The organism is Enterobacter sp. FW301-JW81 (genome assembly GCF_058788735.1).
In genome coordinates, this window is record NZ_JBYTBA010000001.1 from 865,366 (window position 1) to 880,784 (window position 15,419).

Here is a 15,419-nt window from a genome sequence, read left to right on the forward strand (position 1 = left end):
TCACTGCACCGTCAACGTTTTCGCATTGTTGCATTTGTGTTGCATTTTGTCAGAGCTCTGGGGCTGACTATAGGAAAGAACACTCACCGGGGACAGCGATATAAGACGGAATTATCACGATTTGCGGAGCCTGTCACAGGTGGCAAAGCGAATGTCACAGAGACAAAAGCGAGAATGCGAAACCCCTCTTAGACTGGATTAACACCCTGCGAATAATAACGAAGGAGTATCCTATGTCTGAATCACAGGTGGCTATTCAGCCTGCCGTGCAGCAGTTCTTAGACCGACACCATGGCCTGTGGATTGAAGGGCGTCAGGCCGCGTCGGACAGTGAAAAACGGCTGAATGTCTACAACCCGGCCACCGGCGAGGTGATTGCCTCCACTGCCGATGCCAGCGTCGATGACGTCGACCGCGCGGTGATGTCCGGCTGGCGCGCCTTTGTCGCCCGCAGCTGGGCCGGAAAATTACCCGCTGAACGCGAGCGGATCCTGCTCCGTTTCGCCGATCTGGTTGAACAGCACAGCGAGGAGCTGGCCCAGCTTGAAACGCTGGAGCAGGGCAAATCCATCAACATTTCGCGCGCCTTTGAAGTCGGCTGCACCCTCAACTGGATGCGCTATACCGCCGGGCTGACCACCAAAATTGCGGGTAAAACGCTCGACCTCTCCATTCCGCTGCCGCAGGGCGCACGCTACCAGGCGTGGACGCGCAAAGAGCCGGTTGGCGTGGTGGCCGGGATTGTGCCCTGGAACTTCCCGCTGATGATCGGAATGTGGAAAGTGATGCCAGCGCTGGCCGCGGGCTGCTCTATCGTCATTAAACCGTCTGAAACCACGCCGCTGACCATGCTGCGCGTGGCGGAGCTGGCCAGCGAAGCCGGCATTCCGGAAGGCGTGTTTAACGTGGTGACCGGAAGTGGCGCGGTGTGTGGCGCAGCGCTGACCTCGCATCCGCATATTGCCAAGGTCAGTTTTACCGGCTCAACGGCAACGGGCAAGCACATTGCCCGCGCGGCGGCGGACACGCTGACCGGGGTGACTCTCGAACTGGGGGGGAAAAACCCGGCCATTGTGCTGAAAGATGCCGACCCGGCGTGGGTGATAGAAGGCTTAATGACCGGCAGTTTCCTGAACCAGGGGCAGGTCTGCGCGGCAAGCTCCCGCATCTATATTGAAGCGCCGCTGTTTGACACGCTGGTCAGCGGGTTTGAGCAGGCGGTGAAATCCCTGAGCGTCGGGCCGGGCATGTCCCCGGAGGCGTTTATCAACCCGCTGGTGTCGCGCGCGCATTGCGACAAGGTGCAGACCTTCCTCGATGAAGCGAAGTCTCGCCACGCGGAGCTGATCGTCGGGAACCGTGGCCCGGAAGGCAAAGGCTATTACGTTTCGCCTACGCTGGTGGTGAACCCGGATGCCGCGCTGCGGCTGACCCGCGAAGAGGTGTTCGGCCCGGTGGTCAACCTGGTGCGCGTCTCCGACGGGGAAGAGGCGCTCCAGCTGGCAAACGACACCGAATATGGCCTGACGGCCAGCGTCTGGACGCAGAATATCAGCAAGGCGCTGGAGTATACCGACAGGCTGCAGGCGGGCACCGTATGGGTGAACAGCCATACGCTGATCGACGCCAACCTGCCGTTCGGCGGGATGAAGCAGTCCGGCACCGGACGCGACTTTGGCCCGGACTGGCTGGACGGCTGGTGCGAAACCAAATCGGTGTGCGTGCGGTACTAAAAACAAGCCGGGTGGCGGCTACGCTTACCCGGCATGCTTTCACCCGATGGCTATTTTAGCGAGGCGGCGATGGCGGACGGAATAGCGTCAAACGCCTGCGCAACGCCTTTAGCGCGGATCTCCTCACCGCGCGTCGCTCCTTCAGCCCGCACGAATTCCACGCTGTCGATGCCCAGAAAGCCAAAAAACTTCTGCAGGTATCGCTCCTGAAAATCCATGTCCGCGATTGGCGTACCGTGATAGATCCCCCCTCGGGTGGAGACGACAATAATCTTCTTGCCGGTCGCATGTCCCACCGGGCCCGTCGGGGTATAGCTGAAGGTTTTTCCCGGCTGGGCCAGTCGATCTAACCACGCTTTAAGCTGCGTTGAGACGGAGAAGTTATACATAGGCGCACCGATCACGATAATGTCGCTGTCGAGAAACTCGTTCACCAGCTCCCCGGACAGCCGGTGTTCGCGGACGTCTTCCGCCGTCGCGTCCGTGGCTATCCGCAGCGGCCGGAAGCCGGCGGCAACGGTGCCGGTGAGATGGGCAACGGGCGTCTTAACGACGTCACGGTAGACCACCTTGTCTGACGCGAGCTGGCGAACCACCTCTGCCGTCAGCTGACGTGAAAGTGAGAACTCGCCGTTAATGCTTGAATCTATATGCAGGATCTTCATTTTTGGTTTCCTTTACGTCGGGCTGGGTTGCTTGTTCGATAAGCTGGCTGACGGCGTCCGGATGGGAAATCATCGACATATGGCTGCTCTTAATCCGCATGACGGTGGCGTGCATGGCACCGGCAAGCTGCTGCTGGACGCCGGGAGAGAGGGCGCGATCGTCTTCGGTCAGCAGATACCACGAGGGCTTTTCACGCCAGGCGGCGTGCTCAACCTTCTCGCTAAAGGCGCCTGCGGCGATAGGTTGCTGGGTCGCCGTAAGCACTTTTACGCGGCTGAGAGGCAGGTCGTTGGCCATCACGCGCTGATAAGCGACGGGATCGTCGAGCCAGATTAATCCCTGCTTATCCGGGCGCATGTCCGCCATCGGTGCGTTAAGTCGGGTCAGAAGAGAGGCGACCGATTCTCCGCTGTCGGGGGCAAGGGCGGAAAGGAAAACCAGCTTCTTCACCTTCGGGTTATTGCCCGCCTGGGCGATCGCCGCGCCGGCCCAGGAGTGCCCGACCAGGACGACATCCCCTTGCTGGCGATCGATGACGCGCTCCGTGGCGGCGACGTCATCCTTCAGCGAGGTCAGGGGGTTCTGCACCGCCGTGACGCGGTAGCCCCGGGACTGCAAGCGACCGATTACCGCCTGCCAGACGGAACCATCGGTAAAGGCTCCGTGCACGAGGACGATGTTATTAATCCGCGCCTGCACTGGCTGCGACGCGGCCAGGCACAGCAAAGTGAGAAGAGCGGGCAAGCGTGTCGGTTTCATAGGCGTGACGTAATTTTCTGAGTAACGGTGAAGCACAGTGTAACGAGAGGTGTAATGACGCTTGTAGTGTCCGAAATGACGGTTAACATACGAAATCAGACATTCTGCTCAGGCCTGAATCATGAAAATTGGCATTTTAGCGTTACCCGGCAGCATGAAGTCAGCCGTGGCTGGGCTCTGCGATATGTTCTGGCTGGCCAATGAGGTGATTGCCCAGCAGCCGGACGGCGAGGGCATTTCTGCTTTTGAAGCGGCCATCATCACGGCGGAGGGGACGCCGGTTCCGGACGCACAGGGCCGGCTGATTGACGCCGACGGGAGTTTTACCACCGGGGGAAACTTCGATCTCGTGATTGTCAGCGGGATGAAGCTTGACGAGCAAAAGCGCCCGGTCTCGCCGGCGGCGGTCCACGAGGCGGGAGAATGGCTGCGGGGCCAGCATAGTCAGGGTGCGATGCTGGCGGGAGCCTGTGCCGGCGGGCTGGTTCTCGCCGAGGCGGGGGTGCTAAATGGCCGGACATGCACCACGACCTGGTGGCTTTACCACACTTTTCGCCAGCGTTATCCGCTCAGCAAACCGGTGTGGGGTAAGGCGCTGGTGCAGGACGCACGGATTATCACCTCCGGAGGTCCGCTCTCGTGGGTTGATCTGGCGCTGCACATCATTCGTCTGCACGCGGGGCAGAAGCTGGCGCGCCTGACGGCCGATATGGCCGTGGCTGACAGCCAGCCGATGTCTCAGCAGGTTTACGCGCCGGCTGGTTTTTTAAACTCAGTACACCCGATGATTATGAAAGCGGAACACATCGTCCGGTATGAAAATCCGGCGATTACCGTGGAGCAGCTTGCGCGGGTGCTGAATATGACCACCCGCACCCTGCACCGAAAAATGGCGGAAGAGATGAATGAAAGCCCCAAAAACTTTTTGACGCGCATGCGAATTGAAAAGGCGATGCGGCTCCTGGAGCAGCCGGGGAACGTGATAGGGCAGATTGCTGAGGCTTGCGGTTACGCTGACGACACGGCATTCAGACGCGCATTCGCTGGCGTGACGGGAATGTCGCCCGGGCAATACCGTAAGTGGGTCGCCGAGCGGCATGTGGAATAGCCGCCGGTCTCAGCGGCATACCCGATCCCGCCCGGCCTCTTTCGCCCGGTACAGCGCCGCGTCGGCGCGTGCGATGATCTCGGTCCCGGCTAACCCCTCCGCCATGCTCGCAATGCCCATGCTCACGGTGACGTGGTCGCTGACGGTTGAGGAGCCGTGCGGTATAGACTCCGCGCGCAGGCCGTCCTGAATACGCAGGGCAACCTTTTCCGCGATGGCTTCAGGACAATTAAACAGAATCACCAGAAACTCTTCCCCGCCGTAGCGAGAGACCACATCCTCAGGTGTACGCACCGACTGCTTCAGCACCCGCGCCACGCGCGTCAGACATTCGTCACCCGCCTGATGCCCGTAGGTATCGTTGTAGCGCTTGAAATAGTCGATATCCAGCATGATCACAGAGAAGGCTTTTTTCTGCTCAACGGCGTTTTCCAGCACCACTTCCATTTTCCGGCGGTTGGCGGTTTTGGTTAACGGGTCCTGATGCGCCAGCGCGTCCAGCCTGGAGATCAGCAGCTGATTTTGCTGGTTGCGCCGCCAGGCTTCGTCAAACCAGCTTAACAGGATGAAACGCCCGCAGATGAGGATCAGCGTAAAAACGCTCCAGATGACGACGAAGTGAAGATTGAGACCGTCATTGAGCCGCCAGCTGGCGACCGGCAGGGTGATCCAGAGCGGGAGCACAAAGGCGACTAACCCCTCAGGGTAAAAGTAGAGCGCCGTTAAGCCAGCGAGCAATAAAATGACGCACAGCGGCCAGACGTGAGGCAGCAGCAGCTGGGTTATAAACCAGAAGCAGGCTACCGACCAGATGGCGCTACAGATAAACAGCACCGCGCTGATGCCGGCAATGCGCCGCCAGGCCATCAGGACCAGCGCGGCAGAGAGGATAATAATCCCGAGCATTGAGGCATCGACCATTTTCGTCAGATGCGATGTGGTCGGATAAAGGGGATCGCCGGCCTTAAGCAGGATATGTCGCAGCAGGATCATCACGGCGAAGCTAACGTTGACGAAAGCCAGCCACGGCAGGTTCATCGCCAGTCCATGCATGACCATGGCATGGCGCGTCGGCCAGGTTGCCCGTTCAAATGTCGTTTTTTTTCTTTTTTCCATAAAGTCTTTTCCCGTCCGGGGGATAAATCATGCAGGTGAGATATCAGTAACTATAAGCAAGCCTGGACGAACCTCAATTGCATAGGCAAAAAAAACCGGGCAATTGCCCGGTAGGTGGTTATTTATCGTCTTTTTTCTTCCCGAGCGTTGGCGTCTCGTCGAAGAAGTTCCACGGTTTAAGCAGGGTATGCACCCATTCCGTCGGCATGATCGGCCACTCTTCCGCGCGCGCCACGTGGGTGGTGCCGGTGGTCATCCAGACCACGTCATCCTGGTCGTTCAGCGACTCGTTATCCTTGCTGTACTGCCCCAGGCCCGTGTCGTGGATTGAGCGGTTAGGGAACTTACCTTCCGGGTAGAGCTCATCCGGGTGGTAGCGGGTCACCCACAGCTGTTTGTCCATAAAGCTCAGGCGATGGTAAATCCACTCGTCCGGGGCAAATTTCGCGCCGGTCGCTACCGGGTGCGTACCGCCCGCGTAAGGGATGATCTGGTACGAAACCGGGTTGCCCATGCGGTTCTCTTTGCGGGTGTTGCTCAGCAGGCGAATGGTGCCCGGGTCGAATTTCTGCGCCGCCTGCTGCTCGGTATCAATATCGTACTGATTGATCTGCATGGTGCTGGTGCGCGGGCCACCGGCGGTATTCGGCTTCACTTCCGGGTCCATCGCCACCAGCTTGTTGTTGACGCCGTCCACGTCCATATCCAGGCGGAAGTTGTAGATGTGCTGGTGCGTAGTGCCCACGATGTTGTGGTCGATCAGCGTACCGTATTTAGTGTCGTCTTTGGCGGTGGCATCGTGCATGGTTTTCGCCTGCACGCCTTTCACCGCTTCGATACCCGTCGCGCCGGCGTCAATGCCGATGGTGCCGTTTTCATGGAACACCCAGTCGAAGATGTAATCGTAGTTGCCAACGGTACTCACCCAGCGCACCACCAGCTCGCGGCGCTCGGTGCTGACGTTAGGCTGGCCCATCTCCTGATGCTTGTACTCCGGCCCGGCGTAGCGTTCGAAAATGGCGATCGCGCGCGGGATCTCCATCGGCGCGCCGGTGTAATCCGGGATGGTTTCATTGAGCATCACGGCGTTAGACGGCACGTCTTTCCCGCGCACCAGCGGGGAGGTCAGGGTGCCCATGCCGTAGTCGCCGGAGTCGAGATAGGCTTTAAAGTACCAGCCGACGTCCGGATCGCCGTACGGGACGATCATCCCGCCTAAGGAGCCCTGATACATAATCTGGCGCTTTTTGCCGTTGTCGTTATAGGTCACGGTGGAAATCATCGGGCCGACGCGGGAGTCGAGGCTCAGGTGGAAATCCCAGTTCTGCCAGTGGATCCGGTCGCCGGTAATGGTGTAGTTCTTGCCTTCCGGTTCGGTGATGTCGAGCGGCTTTTTCGGCGTCTCTACGCGGTCGCGACCATCATAGGGGCGCGGGGTCATTGGCACCGGAATAACGGCGCCTTCTTCAATTTTCTGGATTTTCTTCTGCTCAAGATCCACCACGGCGACCAGGTTCTCAATCGGGTGCGCCCAGTAGTTGCCGTCGCCAACGTCGAGATAGCTCACTACCTTCAGCAGGCGATCTTCCTGCTTCAGGCCGTCTTTACCGTCAAAATAGCCGACGGTCAGCGGCGTGGTTATCACTTTTTTCGGGTCGGTGATGCCGTGCTTTTTAAGCACCTCGGCAAACTCTGTGCTCTCGTTGATAATCTGCTGCACCGCGGTGAAATCATCCAGCAGCACCATGCCGTGCGCGTCTTTCACCGGTTCCCAGCGCAGGATTTTTTTATCCTTCAGATCCACCACGCTTTCGATAACGTGCTTTCCATCGAGCATCACGATCTTCGCCTGGCGGGGGGAATCCACAGGCGTACCGTTAAGCACAAAGTCCCACACTTTGGCTTTCTCTGGCTCGGCAAGGGCAATCTGGGTGAAGCGGGTATTCGGCTTAAAATCCGCTGAGGCTTTAACAATTTCAACGGCCTGCTTAATTTCGTCCGCCGTTAGCGCGTTTAACGGGTGGGGGCTTTTTTCGACCTGGAAGGTCTGGTCAAGACCTGACTGGAAAACATCGTTGATGAAGCTGTCAGAGATAAAGGCCTTGTTGCCTTTCATGACCACCGGCACCTCAAGCTTGAGGGTTTTGCCGTTGACGATGGCGGTTTTCGCGCCCGGTTTGATCTTCACAAAGGCACCGTCTTTCGCAATGGTGAACATCTGTGCGTAATCATCCCACTGAACGTCCGCGCCGAAGTCCTGCAGCGTTTTGTCCATCGGGACCATATGCGCCTCGCTGCCGTGGGCGAAAACAGGGGATTGCCAGGCGCAACACAGCGCAACGGCCATGGCCAGCGCCGTTCTACGGGCAGAAAAAGAAGAATTGCTTCCCATCGTAGACCTCATCTTGTTGTGTTTATTGTGTTGTGACAGCCTTATCCTGACAGGCCCATGAGAAAAGCGTTTGCCTGCATCTGCCAGGTTATTTGTTGGTCTTGCCAGGTTAAAAAAAGAGCGGGGATACATCACATGCTCGTGCAGAACAATCCCCTCTCCCCATTGGGGAGAGGGTCAGGGTGAGGGGAAACTTAGCTGAAATCGCCCCGCTGGCGCGCCACCAGCGTCAGAATGGAGTAGAGCGCCACGGCCTGCTGGTGCTGGTTGAAAATCTCAACGGACCATTCCACCACGCCAGTTGGTTTTTCCTCCGCGGTACGCTGTTTTTTCAGGGTTTTACGTTTGCAGGTCAGACGCACCTGAATGGTGTCGCCCGGCTTAACCGGCTCGATAAAGCGCAGGTTTTCCATACCGTAGTTGGCAATCACCGGCCCGACGCCCGCGTCGACAAACAGTCCCGCCGCGGCGGAAATCAGGAAATAGCCGTGCACCACGCGCTCGCCAAAGATCGACTCCGCCGCACCGATCTTATCCATATGGGCGTAGAAGTGGTCGCCGCTCAGGCAGGCAAAGTTCACGATATCCGCTTCGGTCAGGGTGCGGCGCGGCGTCAGCAGGCTGTCGCCCGGCTGCAGCTCCTCGAAGTATTTGCGGAACGGATGAACGCGATCTTCCTGCACCGTTGCGCCCCGCACCCACTGTTTGCCAATGGCGGCCAGCATCGTCGGGCTGCCCTGGATCGCGGTGCGCTGCAGGTAGTGCTTCACCGCGCGCAGGCCGCCCAGCTCTTCGCCGCCGCCCGCGCGGCCCGGGCCGCCGTGGACCAGCTGCGGCAGCGGGGAACCGTGGCCGGTGGACTCTTTTGACGATTCTTCGTTAAGGATCTGAATACGCCCGTGGGCGCGCGCCGCACCGGCAATAAAATGACGGGCAATCGCCGAATCGGCGGTGACCAGCGTTCCCGCCAGGCTACCGCCGCCCGCGCGGGCAAGCTGCATCGCGTGCTGTGCGTTGCGATACGGCATCAGGGTCGCAACCGGGCCGAAAGCCTCCGTCGCGTGAACGGCAGGGGTTTCATCCGGCTGCGGGCAGAACAGCAGGGTTGGCGGGAAGAACGCGCCAGCGGCCTGCATATCGGCTTTGCCGCCCAGGCGGATCTGGCAGCCTGCGGCGATCAGCTGCTCCACTTTCTCCTGCACGTCCGCGCGCTGTTCGGCATTGACCAGCGCACCCATCTTCACCCCCTCCTGCGCAGGGTCGCCCACCACCACCTTTTCCAGACGCGCAATCAGCGCCTGGCTCACGGCGTCAACCTGGCTTTGCGGGACGATAATGCGGCGGATAGCGGTACATTTCTGCCCGGCCTTGGCGGTCATCTCGCGCACCACTTCCCGGATGAACAGGGCAAACTCCGGCTGTTCCGGGGTGACGTCTTCACCCAGCACGCAGCAGTTCAGGGAGTCCGCCTCCATGGTGAACGGAATCGAATTCGCCACAATATTCGGGTGTACGCGCAGGCTTTGCCCGGTGCTGGCGGAGCCGGTAAAGGTCACCACGTCCTGACTGTCGAGCTGGTCGAGCAGATCCCCCGCGCCGCCGCAGATCAGGCTGATGGCGCCGTCCGGCACCAGTCCGCTGTCCACGATGGATTTCACCATCGCCTGCGTTACCTGTGCGGTAGCGGTAGCGGGTTTGATAATGGCTGGCATGCCGGCAAGCCAGGTCGGCGCCAGTTTTTCCAGCATGCCCCAGCAGGGGAAGTTGAAGGCGTTGATGTGCACCGCCACGCCGGACTTCGAGGTGAGGACGTGGCGCGCCGCAAAGCCGCCTTCTTTAGACAGGGGGATTAACTCATCTTCCGGCCACAGCGTGTCGTCCGGCAGCTCGCGGCTACCCAGGCTTGCGTAAGTGAAGAGGGTGCCGATGCCGCCTTCAATATCGACCCAGCTGTCAGCTTTCGTCGCTCCGGTCTGGGCGGACAGGGCATAAAACGTCTCTTTCTCGCCAAGCAGGTGCTTTGCCACCGCCTTCAGCATGGCAGCACGTTCGATAAAGGTCATCTCGTGAAGCGCTTCACCGCCGCGCTCAATCGCATACCGGCGGGCGGCCGCCATGTCCAGCCCTTCGCTGGTCACGCTCCACAGCGCTTCGCCACTGATGGCGTGATGAATAGTGCGTTCGCGGCCCCGGCCAGACTGCCAGGTACCGGACACGAAGCTGGCTAACTGCTGCATCGCTTATCTCCAAATGTTACGTAATTTCACTATTAATAGTTTGATCGTGAATCATAAAAATCAAGCTGAGTTTTAATGAATTGTTAACATTGTGATCCGGCGTGCTGAATCTTCTCGCCAGAAGGCGCTGCCTGTAGGGCCTAAAGCAAAAGCCTTGCGAGCGGTATCACAAAACAAGGAAACAATTCTTGGGGTTGTATTTAACCTTTGTGTAACTTTTAAAAAACAAAGTGATTCAACATTACGCTTTAATTTGCAAACTAACGAATCATAAAGGTGATGACGTGACGCAAGAACAACGGTTTGAGCAGCGCATAGCGCAGGAGACGGCGATTGAGCCTCAGGACTGGATGCCTGACGCCTACCGTAAGACGTTGATCCGCCAGATTGGCCAGCATGCGCACTCCGAAATTGTCGGCATGCTGCCCGAAGGGAACTGGATCGCCCGCGCGCCGACGCTGCGCCGAAAAGCGATCCTGCTGGCGAAAGTGCAGGACGAAGCCGGACACGGGCTCTACCTCTACAGCGCGGCGGAAACGCTGGGCTGCGCGCGGGAAGATATCTACCAGAAGATGCTCGACGGCAGGATGAAATACTCCTCCATTTTTAACTATCCAACCCTGAGCTGGGCCGACATCGGCGTGATCGGCTGGCTGGTAGACGGTGCCGCCATCGTCAACCAGGTGGCGCTGTGCCGCACCTCATACGGTCCGTATGCCCGGGCGATGGTGAAAATCTGTAAAGAAGAGAGCTTCCACCAGCGTCAGGGCTTTGAAGCCTGCATGGCGCTGGCGCAGGGGAGCGAGGCCCAGCGCCAGATGCTGCAGGACGCCATCAACCGCTTCTGGTGGCCGGCGCTGATGATGTTCGGGCCAAACGACGACAACTCGCCGAACAGCGCCCGCAGCCTGGCGTGGAAAATCAAGCGCTTCGGTAATGACGAGCTGCGCCAGCGCTTTGTCGACAACACGGTGCCGCAGGTGGAGATGCTGGGCATGACGGTGCCCGATCCCGACCTGCGCTTTGATGACGAGAGCGGCCACTACCGCTTCGGCGAGATCGACTGGCAGGAGTTTGAAGAGGTCATTAGCGGGCGCGGCATCTGCAACCATGAACGCCTGGCCGCGAAACGTAAAGCCTGGGAAGAGGGCGCGTGGGTGCGGGAAGCCGCGCTTGCGCACACCGAAAAACAGCGCGCCCGTCAGGCCGCATAAGAGGAAATAACCATGAGCAATGTCTACTGGCCGCTGTACGAAGTGTTCGTACGCAGCAAACAAGGGTTATCCCACCGTCACGTGGGCAGCCTGCATGCCGCCGACGACCGCATGGCGCTGGAAAATGCGCGCGATGCCTACACCCGGCGCAGCGAAGGGTGCTCTATCTGGGTGGTTAAGGCGAGCGAGATTGTCGCCTCTCAGCCCGAAGAGAGCGGCGAGTTCTTCGACCCGGCGGAAAGCAAGGTTTACCGCCACCCGACGTTTTACACCATCCCCGACGGCATCGAGCACATGTGAGGCAAAGAATGAATTCAGTGACTGCCTATGCCCTGCGACTGGGCGACAACGGTCTGGTGCTCTCCCAGCGTCTGGGCGCCTGGTGCGGCCACGCGCCGGAGCTGGAAATCGACCTTGCGCTCGCCAATATCGGTCTTGATCTGCTGGGCCAGGCGCGCAATTTCCTGACCTATGCCGCAGATCTTGAAGGCCAGGGAGATGAAGACACCCTGGCGTTTGGTCGCGACGAGCGCCAGTTCCGCAATGTCCTGCTGGTGGAGCAGCCGAACGGCAGCTTCGCCGACACGATTGCCCGCCAGTACCTGATGGATGCCTGGAACGTGGCGCTGTACGAACGGCTGACCCAAAGCCGCGACAGCCAGCTTGCCGCCATCGCCGCCAAAGCGATTAAAGAGGCGCGCTACCACCTGCGCTTTAGCCGCGGCTGGCTGGTGCGGCTGGGCGACGGCAGCGAAATCTCCGCGCAGAAAATGCAGCAGGCCATCGACAGCCTGTGGCGTTTTACGGCGGAGTTGTTTGAAGCGGATGACGTTGAGCTGGAATTGATTGACGCCGGCGTGGCGGTTGACCCACGCCTCCTGCGCCAGCCGTGGGAAAGCGAAGTCTTTGCCGGTCTGAATGAAGCCTGCCTGCAGGTGCCCGAAGAGGCGGCGTACCGCACCGGGGGCAAGCAGGGGCTGCATACCGAACATCTGGGCCCGATGCTGGCAGAAATGCAGTATCTCCAGCGCGCGTATCCCGGTCAGCAGTGGTAAAGGAGAACGCTATGCAACGCCTCGTCGACATTGCGCCCGCGCAAATTCCTGAGATCTGGTCGCTGTTAAGCCAGATCCCGGACCCGGAAGTGCCGGTATTAACCATCACCGATTTAGGCATGGTGCGCAGCGTGAAGGCGCAGGGTGAAGGCTGGGTTATCGGCTTCACGCCCACCTACTCGGGCTGTCCGGCAACGGAACACCTGCTGGGGGCGATCCGCGACGCGATGACCGCGCACGGCTTTACCCCGGTGCACATTGTGCTCCAGCTTGAACCCGCCTGGACCACCGACTGGATGACCCCCGACGCGCGCGAGCGCCTGCGGGCGTACGGCATCAGCCCGCCCGTGGGTCATAGCTGTCACGCGCACGCGCCGGCCGAGGTGAGCTGCCCGCGCTGCGCCAGCACCGACACCTCGCTTATCAGTGAATTTGGTTCGACGGCCTGCAAAGCGCTCTACCGCTGCAATACCTGCCGTGAGCCCTTCGACTATTTCAAATGTATTTGAGGCTGCCATGACAACGTTTCATTCATTAACAGTGGCAAAAGTGGAACCGGAAACTCGCGATGCGGTGACCATCACGTTCGCGGTGCCGCAGGCGCTGCAGGACGCCTACCGTTTCCGCCCCGGCCAGCACCTGACGTTAAAAACGAAGCTTGACGGGGACGAGCTGCGCCGCTGCTACTCCATCTGCCGGAGTACCGCCCCGGGCGAGATCAGCGTGGCGGTCAAAGCCATCGAAGGCGGGCGCTTTTCCCGCTATGCCCGGGATGAGATCAAAGCGGGCATGGCACTTGAGGTGATGGTTCCCCAGGGACAGTTTGGCTACCAGCCGCACGCAGAGCGCGAGGGGCACTATCTGGCCATTGCGGCAGGCTCCGGGATCACCCCGATGCTGGCGATTATCTCCGCAACGCTGGCGACCGAACCGAACAGCCATTTCACCCTAATTTACGGCAACCGCAGCAGCCAGAGCATGATGTTCCGCCAGGCGCTGGCGGACCTGAAGGACAAATACCCGCAGCGGCTGCAGCTGGTCTCCATCTTTAGCCAGGAGCGGCTGGACAGCGACCTGCTTTACGGCCGCATCGACGGCGAAAAGCTGCAGGCGCTGGCAAAAACCCTGATCAACTTCCGCCAGTACGACGAAGCCTTTATCTGCGGCCCCTCAGCGATGATGGACGACGCGGATGCCGCGCTGAAGGCGCTGGGGATGTCGGAAACGTCCATTCATCTCGAGCGCTTTAATACGCCAGAACGCGCCGTTAAACGCGCGGTGAACGTGCAGGCGGAAGGCCAGAAAGTGACCGTGCGTCAGGACGGACGCGACCGGGAAATCACCCTGACGGCGGACGATGAAAGCATCCTTGATGCCGCCCTGCGCCAGGGCGCGGATCTGCCGTATGCCTGCAAGGGCGGCGTATGCGCCACCTGTAAATGCAAAGTGCTGCGCGGGAAGGTGGACATGGCGACCAACTACAGCCTGGAGCCGGACGAGCTGGCCGCTGGATACGTGCTGAGCTGCCAGTCGCTGCCGTTAACCGCTGACGTGATCGTGGATTTTGACGCGAAGGGGATGGCATGAGCGAACTGACCGTTACCCGTCATGGGCGCGTGCTGCAGCTGACGCTGAACCGCCCGGCGGCGCGCAACGCCCTGAACAACGCGCTGCTGACGCAGCTTGCCGAGCAGCTTGAGTCCGCCGCAGCGGATGCGGACATCGCCGTCTGCGTGATTTACGGCAGCGAGCGCTGCTTTGCCGCCGGGGCCGATCTCAGTGAAATGGCAGAGAAAGACCTGCCTGCCACCCTGAACGATATCCGTCCGCAGCTATGGGCGCGAATCAACGCGTTTCCTAAACCGCTGATCGCCGCCGTGAACGGCTTTGCGCTGGGGGCGGGCTGCGAGCTGGCGCTGCTGTGCGACGTGGTTATCGCCGGCGACAACGCCCGTTTCGGCCTGCCGGAAATCACGCTCGGCATTATGCCCGGCGCGGGCGGTACCCAGCGTCTTATTCGCTGCGTCGGGAAATCGCTTGCCAGCAAAATGGTGCTGACCGGCGAGAGTATCTGTGCAGAGCAGGCGCTGAGCGCCGGGCTGGTCAGCGACGTTTTCCCGGCAGCGCTGACGCTGGAGTATGCCCTGAAGCAGGCGGCACGGATGGCCCGCCACTCGCCGCTGGCGCTGCAGGCGGCGAAACAGGCCCTGCGCCAGTCTCAGGAGGTGCCGCTCCAGGCCGGGCTGGCGCAGGAACGCCAGCTTTTTACGCTGCTTTCTGCCACCGAAGACCGCCGGGAAGGCATCGATGCCTTCTTACAAAAACGCACTCCCGACTTTAAAGGACGCTAATTGTGGAATTTATTCTCAGTCAAGTAGAACAGGGCGTAATGACGATCACCCTGAACCGCCCGGAGCGTCTGAACAGCTTCAATGACGTAATGCATCAGCAGCTTGCCGAATGCCTGAAGCAGGCCGAGCGGGATGACACCGTTCGCTGCCTGCTGATCACCGGCGCCGGGCGCGGCTTCTGTGCCGGTCAGGATCTGAACGACCGCAACGTCGACCCCAACGGCCCGGCACCGGATCTGGGCATGTCCGTTGAGACCTTTTACAACCCGCTGGTTCGCCGCCTGGCAAAGCTGCCGAAACCGGTCATTTGTGCCGTTAACGGCGTGGCTGCGGGCGCGGGGGCTACGCTGGCGCTCGAGTGCGACATGGTGATTGCCGCGCGCTCCGCCAACTTTGTGATGGCCTTCAGCAAGCTCGGCTTAGTCCCGGACTGCGGCGGCACCTGGCTGCTGCCACGCGTGGCCGGACGCGCCCGCGCTATGGGGCTTGCGCTGCTCGGCGACAAGCTCAGCGCCGAACAGGCGCAGAACTGGGGGATGATCTGGCAGGTGGTGGATGACGACCAGCTCTCCGCTACCGCGCAGCAGATGGCGCTGCATTTTGCCTCGCAGCCGACCTTCGGGCTGGGGCTGATCAAGCAGGCCATCAATGCCGCAGAAACCAACACCCTGGACGCGCAGCTCGATCTCGAGCGCGACTATCAGCGCATGGCCGGGCGCAGCGACGACTACCGGGAGGGCGTCAGCGCCTTCCTGGCGAAGCGCGCGCCGAACTTTACGGGGAAATAA

At 60.2% G+C, this 15,419-nt stretch carries 14 protein-coding genes; 9 read left to right on the forward strand and 5 right to left on the reverse strand.

Going from position 1 to position 15,419, the window contains the following annotated elements; translation table 11 throughout:
• The first annotated feature begins 233 nt into the window (after positions 1 to 233).
• A complete protein-coding gene (locus tag AC3WOK_RS04220; protein WP_063431491.1) occupies positions 234 to 1,733 on the forward strand; it encodes an aldehyde dehydrogenase family protein in 1,500 nt (499 codons plus the stop codon).
• Between the two features lie 50 nt (positions 1,734 to 1,783).
• Here the strand turns inward: AC3WOK_RS04220 and AC3WOK_RS04225 are convergent, their stop codons facing one another.
• Together AC3WOK_RS04225 and AC3WOK_RS04230 are read right to left on the reverse strand one after the other, a co-directional pair.
• On the reverse strand, positions 1,784 to 2,398 hold the full coding sequence (locus tag AC3WOK_RS04225; RefSeq protein ID WP_492353999.1) for an FMN-dependent NADH-azoreductase: 615 nt from the start codon (positions 2,396 to 2,398) through the stop codon (positions 1,784 to 1,786).
• Positions 2,367 to 3,158 carry an alpha/beta fold hydrolase gene (locus AC3WOK_RS04230; RefSeq protein ID WP_492354000.1) on the reverse strand — a complete coding sequence of 264 codons (792 nt, stop codon included), beginning with the start codon at positions 3,156 to 3,158 and terminating at the stop codon, positions 2,367 to 2,369. Before AC3WOK_RS04230 ends, AC3WOK_RS04225 begins: the two co-directional genes overlap by 32 nt.
• 121 nt (positions 3,159 to 3,279) lie before the next feature.
• Here AC3WOK_RS04230 and AC3WOK_RS04235 point away from each other — a divergent pair, with 121 nt between their 5' ends.
• Complete coding sequence (locus AC3WOK_RS04235; protein ID WP_492354001.1) at positions 3,280 to 4,266, forward strand: GlxA family transcriptional regulator; 987 nt, start codon at positions 3,280 to 3,282, stop codon at positions 4,264 to 4,266.
• Positions 4,267 to 4,275: 9 nt separating this feature from the next.
• On the opposite strand, the gene AC3WOK_RS04240 is transcribed toward AC3WOK_RS04235, so the two are convergent.
• From AC3WOK_RS04240 to paaZ, 3 genes are all read right to left on the reverse strand, one after another.
• Positions 4,276 to 5,382: a GGDEF domain-containing protein gene (locus tag AC3WOK_RS04240; protein WP_492354002.1), complete on the reverse strand. Its 1,107-nt coding sequence runs from the start codon at positions 5,380 to 5,382 to the stop codon at positions 4,276 to 4,278.
• Positions 5,383 to 5,500: 118 nt separating this feature from the next.
• On the reverse strand, positions 5,501 to 7,774 hold the full coding sequence (gene tynA, locus AC3WOK_RS04245) for a primary-amine oxidase (protein WP_492354003.1): 2,274 nt from the start codon (positions 7,772 to 7,774) through the stop codon (positions 5,501 to 5,503).
• Positions 7,775 to 7,968: 194 nt separating this feature from the next.
• Positions 7,969 to 10,011 carry a phenylacetic acid degradation bifunctional protein PaaZ gene (paaZ, locus tag AC3WOK_RS04250; protein WP_492354004.1) on the reverse strand — a complete coding sequence of 681 codons (2,043 nt, stop codon included), beginning with the start codon at positions 10,009 to 10,011 and terminating at the stop codon, positions 7,969 to 7,971.
• A gap of 284 nt (positions 10,012 to 10,295) precedes the next feature.
• On the opposite strand from paaZ, the gene paaA reads away from it, so the two are divergent.
• Genes paaA through paaG form a run of 7 tightly spaced genes read left to right on the forward strand, consistent with a single transcriptional unit; the run spans position 10,296 to position 15,419 of the window.
• The gene (gene paaA / locus AC3WOK_RS04255) at positions 10,296 to 11,225 is read left to right on the forward strand and encodes a 1,2-phenylacetyl-CoA epoxidase subunit PaaA (RefSeq protein ID WP_492354005.1); all 930 of its coding nucleotides are present in this window, start codon (positions 10,296 to 10,298) and stop codon (positions 11,223 to 11,225) included.
• Positions 11,226 to 11,237: 12 nt separating this feature from the next.
• A complete protein-coding gene (paaB, locus tag AC3WOK_RS04260; RefSeq protein ID WP_003857353.1) occupies positions 11,238 to 11,525 on the forward strand; it encodes a 1,2-phenylacetyl-CoA epoxidase subunit PaaB in 288 nt (95 codons plus the stop codon).
• 8 nt (positions 11,526 to 11,533) lie between these two features.
• Complete coding sequence (paaC, locus tag AC3WOK_RS04265) at positions 11,534 to 12,280, forward strand: 1,2-phenylacetyl-CoA epoxidase subunit PaaC (RefSeq protein ID WP_063431475.1); 747 nt, start codon at positions 11,534 to 11,536, stop codon at positions 12,278 to 12,280.
• A gap of 11 nt (positions 12,281 to 12,291) precedes the next feature.
• Positions 12,292 to 12,789: a 1,2-phenylacetyl-CoA epoxidase subunit PaaD gene (gene paaD, locus AC3WOK_RS04270; RefSeq protein WP_059311382.1), complete on the forward strand. Its 498-nt coding sequence runs from the start codon at positions 12,292 to 12,294 to the stop codon at positions 12,787 to 12,789.
• A gap of 7 nt (positions 12,790 to 12,796) precedes the next feature.
• On the forward strand, positions 12,797 to 13,867 hold the full coding sequence (gene paaE, locus AC3WOK_RS04275; RefSeq protein WP_492354006.1) for a 1,2-phenylacetyl-CoA epoxidase subunit PaaE: 1,071 nt from the start codon (positions 12,797 to 12,799) through the stop codon (positions 13,865 to 13,867).
• Entirely contained in the window at positions 13,864 to 14,631 is a 768-nt protein-coding gene (gene paaF / locus AC3WOK_RS04280; protein ID WP_492354007.1) for a 2,3-dehydroadipyl-CoA hydratase PaaF, read from the forward strand. The genes paaE and paaF overlap by 4 nt, the downstream gene beginning before the upstream one ends.
• Positions 14,631 to 15,419 carry a 2-(1,2-epoxy-1,2-dihydrophenyl)acetyl-CoA isomerase PaaG gene (paaG, locus tag AC3WOK_RS04285; protein WP_492354233.1) on the forward strand — a complete coding sequence of 263 codons (789 nt, stop codon included), beginning with the start codon at positions 14,631 to 14,633 and terminating at the stop codon, positions 15,417 to 15,419. The genes paaF and paaG overlap by 1 nt, the downstream gene beginning before the upstream one ends.

Coding starts and splice junctions, on each gene's coding strand:
- AC3WOK_RS04220 (WP_063431491.1), top strand. CDS start 234: ATGTCTGAATCACAGGTGGCTATTCAGCCTGCCGTGCAGCAGTTCTTA.
- AC3WOK_RS04225 (WP_492353999.1), bottom strand. CDS start 2,398: ATGAAGATCCTGCATATAGATTCAAGCATTAACGGCGAGTTCTCACTT.
- AC3WOK_RS04230 (WP_492354000.1), bottom strand. CDS start 3,158: ATGAAACCGACACGCTTGCCCGCTCTTCTCACTTTGCTGTGCCTGGCC.
- AC3WOK_RS04235 (WP_492354001.1), top strand. CDS start 3,280: ATGAAAATTGGCATTTTAGCGTTACCCGGCAGCATGAAGTCAGCCGTG.
- AC3WOK_RS04240 (WP_492354002.1), bottom strand. CDS start 5,382: ATGGAAAAAAGAAAAAAAACGACATTTGAACGGGCAACCTGGCCGACG.
- tynA (WP_492354003.1), bottom strand. CDS start 7,774: ATGGGAAGCAATTCTTCTTTTTCTGCCCGTAGAACGGCGCTGGCCATG.
- paaZ (WP_492354004.1), bottom strand. CDS start 10,011: ATGCAGCAGTTAGCCAGCTTCGTGTCCGGTACCTGGCAGTCTGGCCGG.
- paaB (WP_003857353.1), top strand. CDS start 11,238: ATGAGCAATGTCTACTGGCCGCTGTACGAAGTGTTCGTACGCAGCAAA.
- paaC (WP_063431475.1), top strand. CDS start 11,534: ATGAATTCAGTGACTGCCTATGCCCTGCGACTGGGCGACAACGGTCTG.
- paaD (WP_059311382.1), top strand. CDS start 12,292: ATGCAACGCCTCGTCGACATTGCGCCCGCGCAAATTCCTGAGATCTGG.
- paaE (WP_492354006.1), top strand. CDS start 12,797: ATGACAACGTTTCATTCATTAACAGTGGCAAAAGTGGAACCGGAAACT.
- paaF (WP_492354007.1), top strand. CDS start 13,864: ATGAGCGAACTGACCGTTACCCGTCATGGGCGCGTGCTGCAGCTGACG.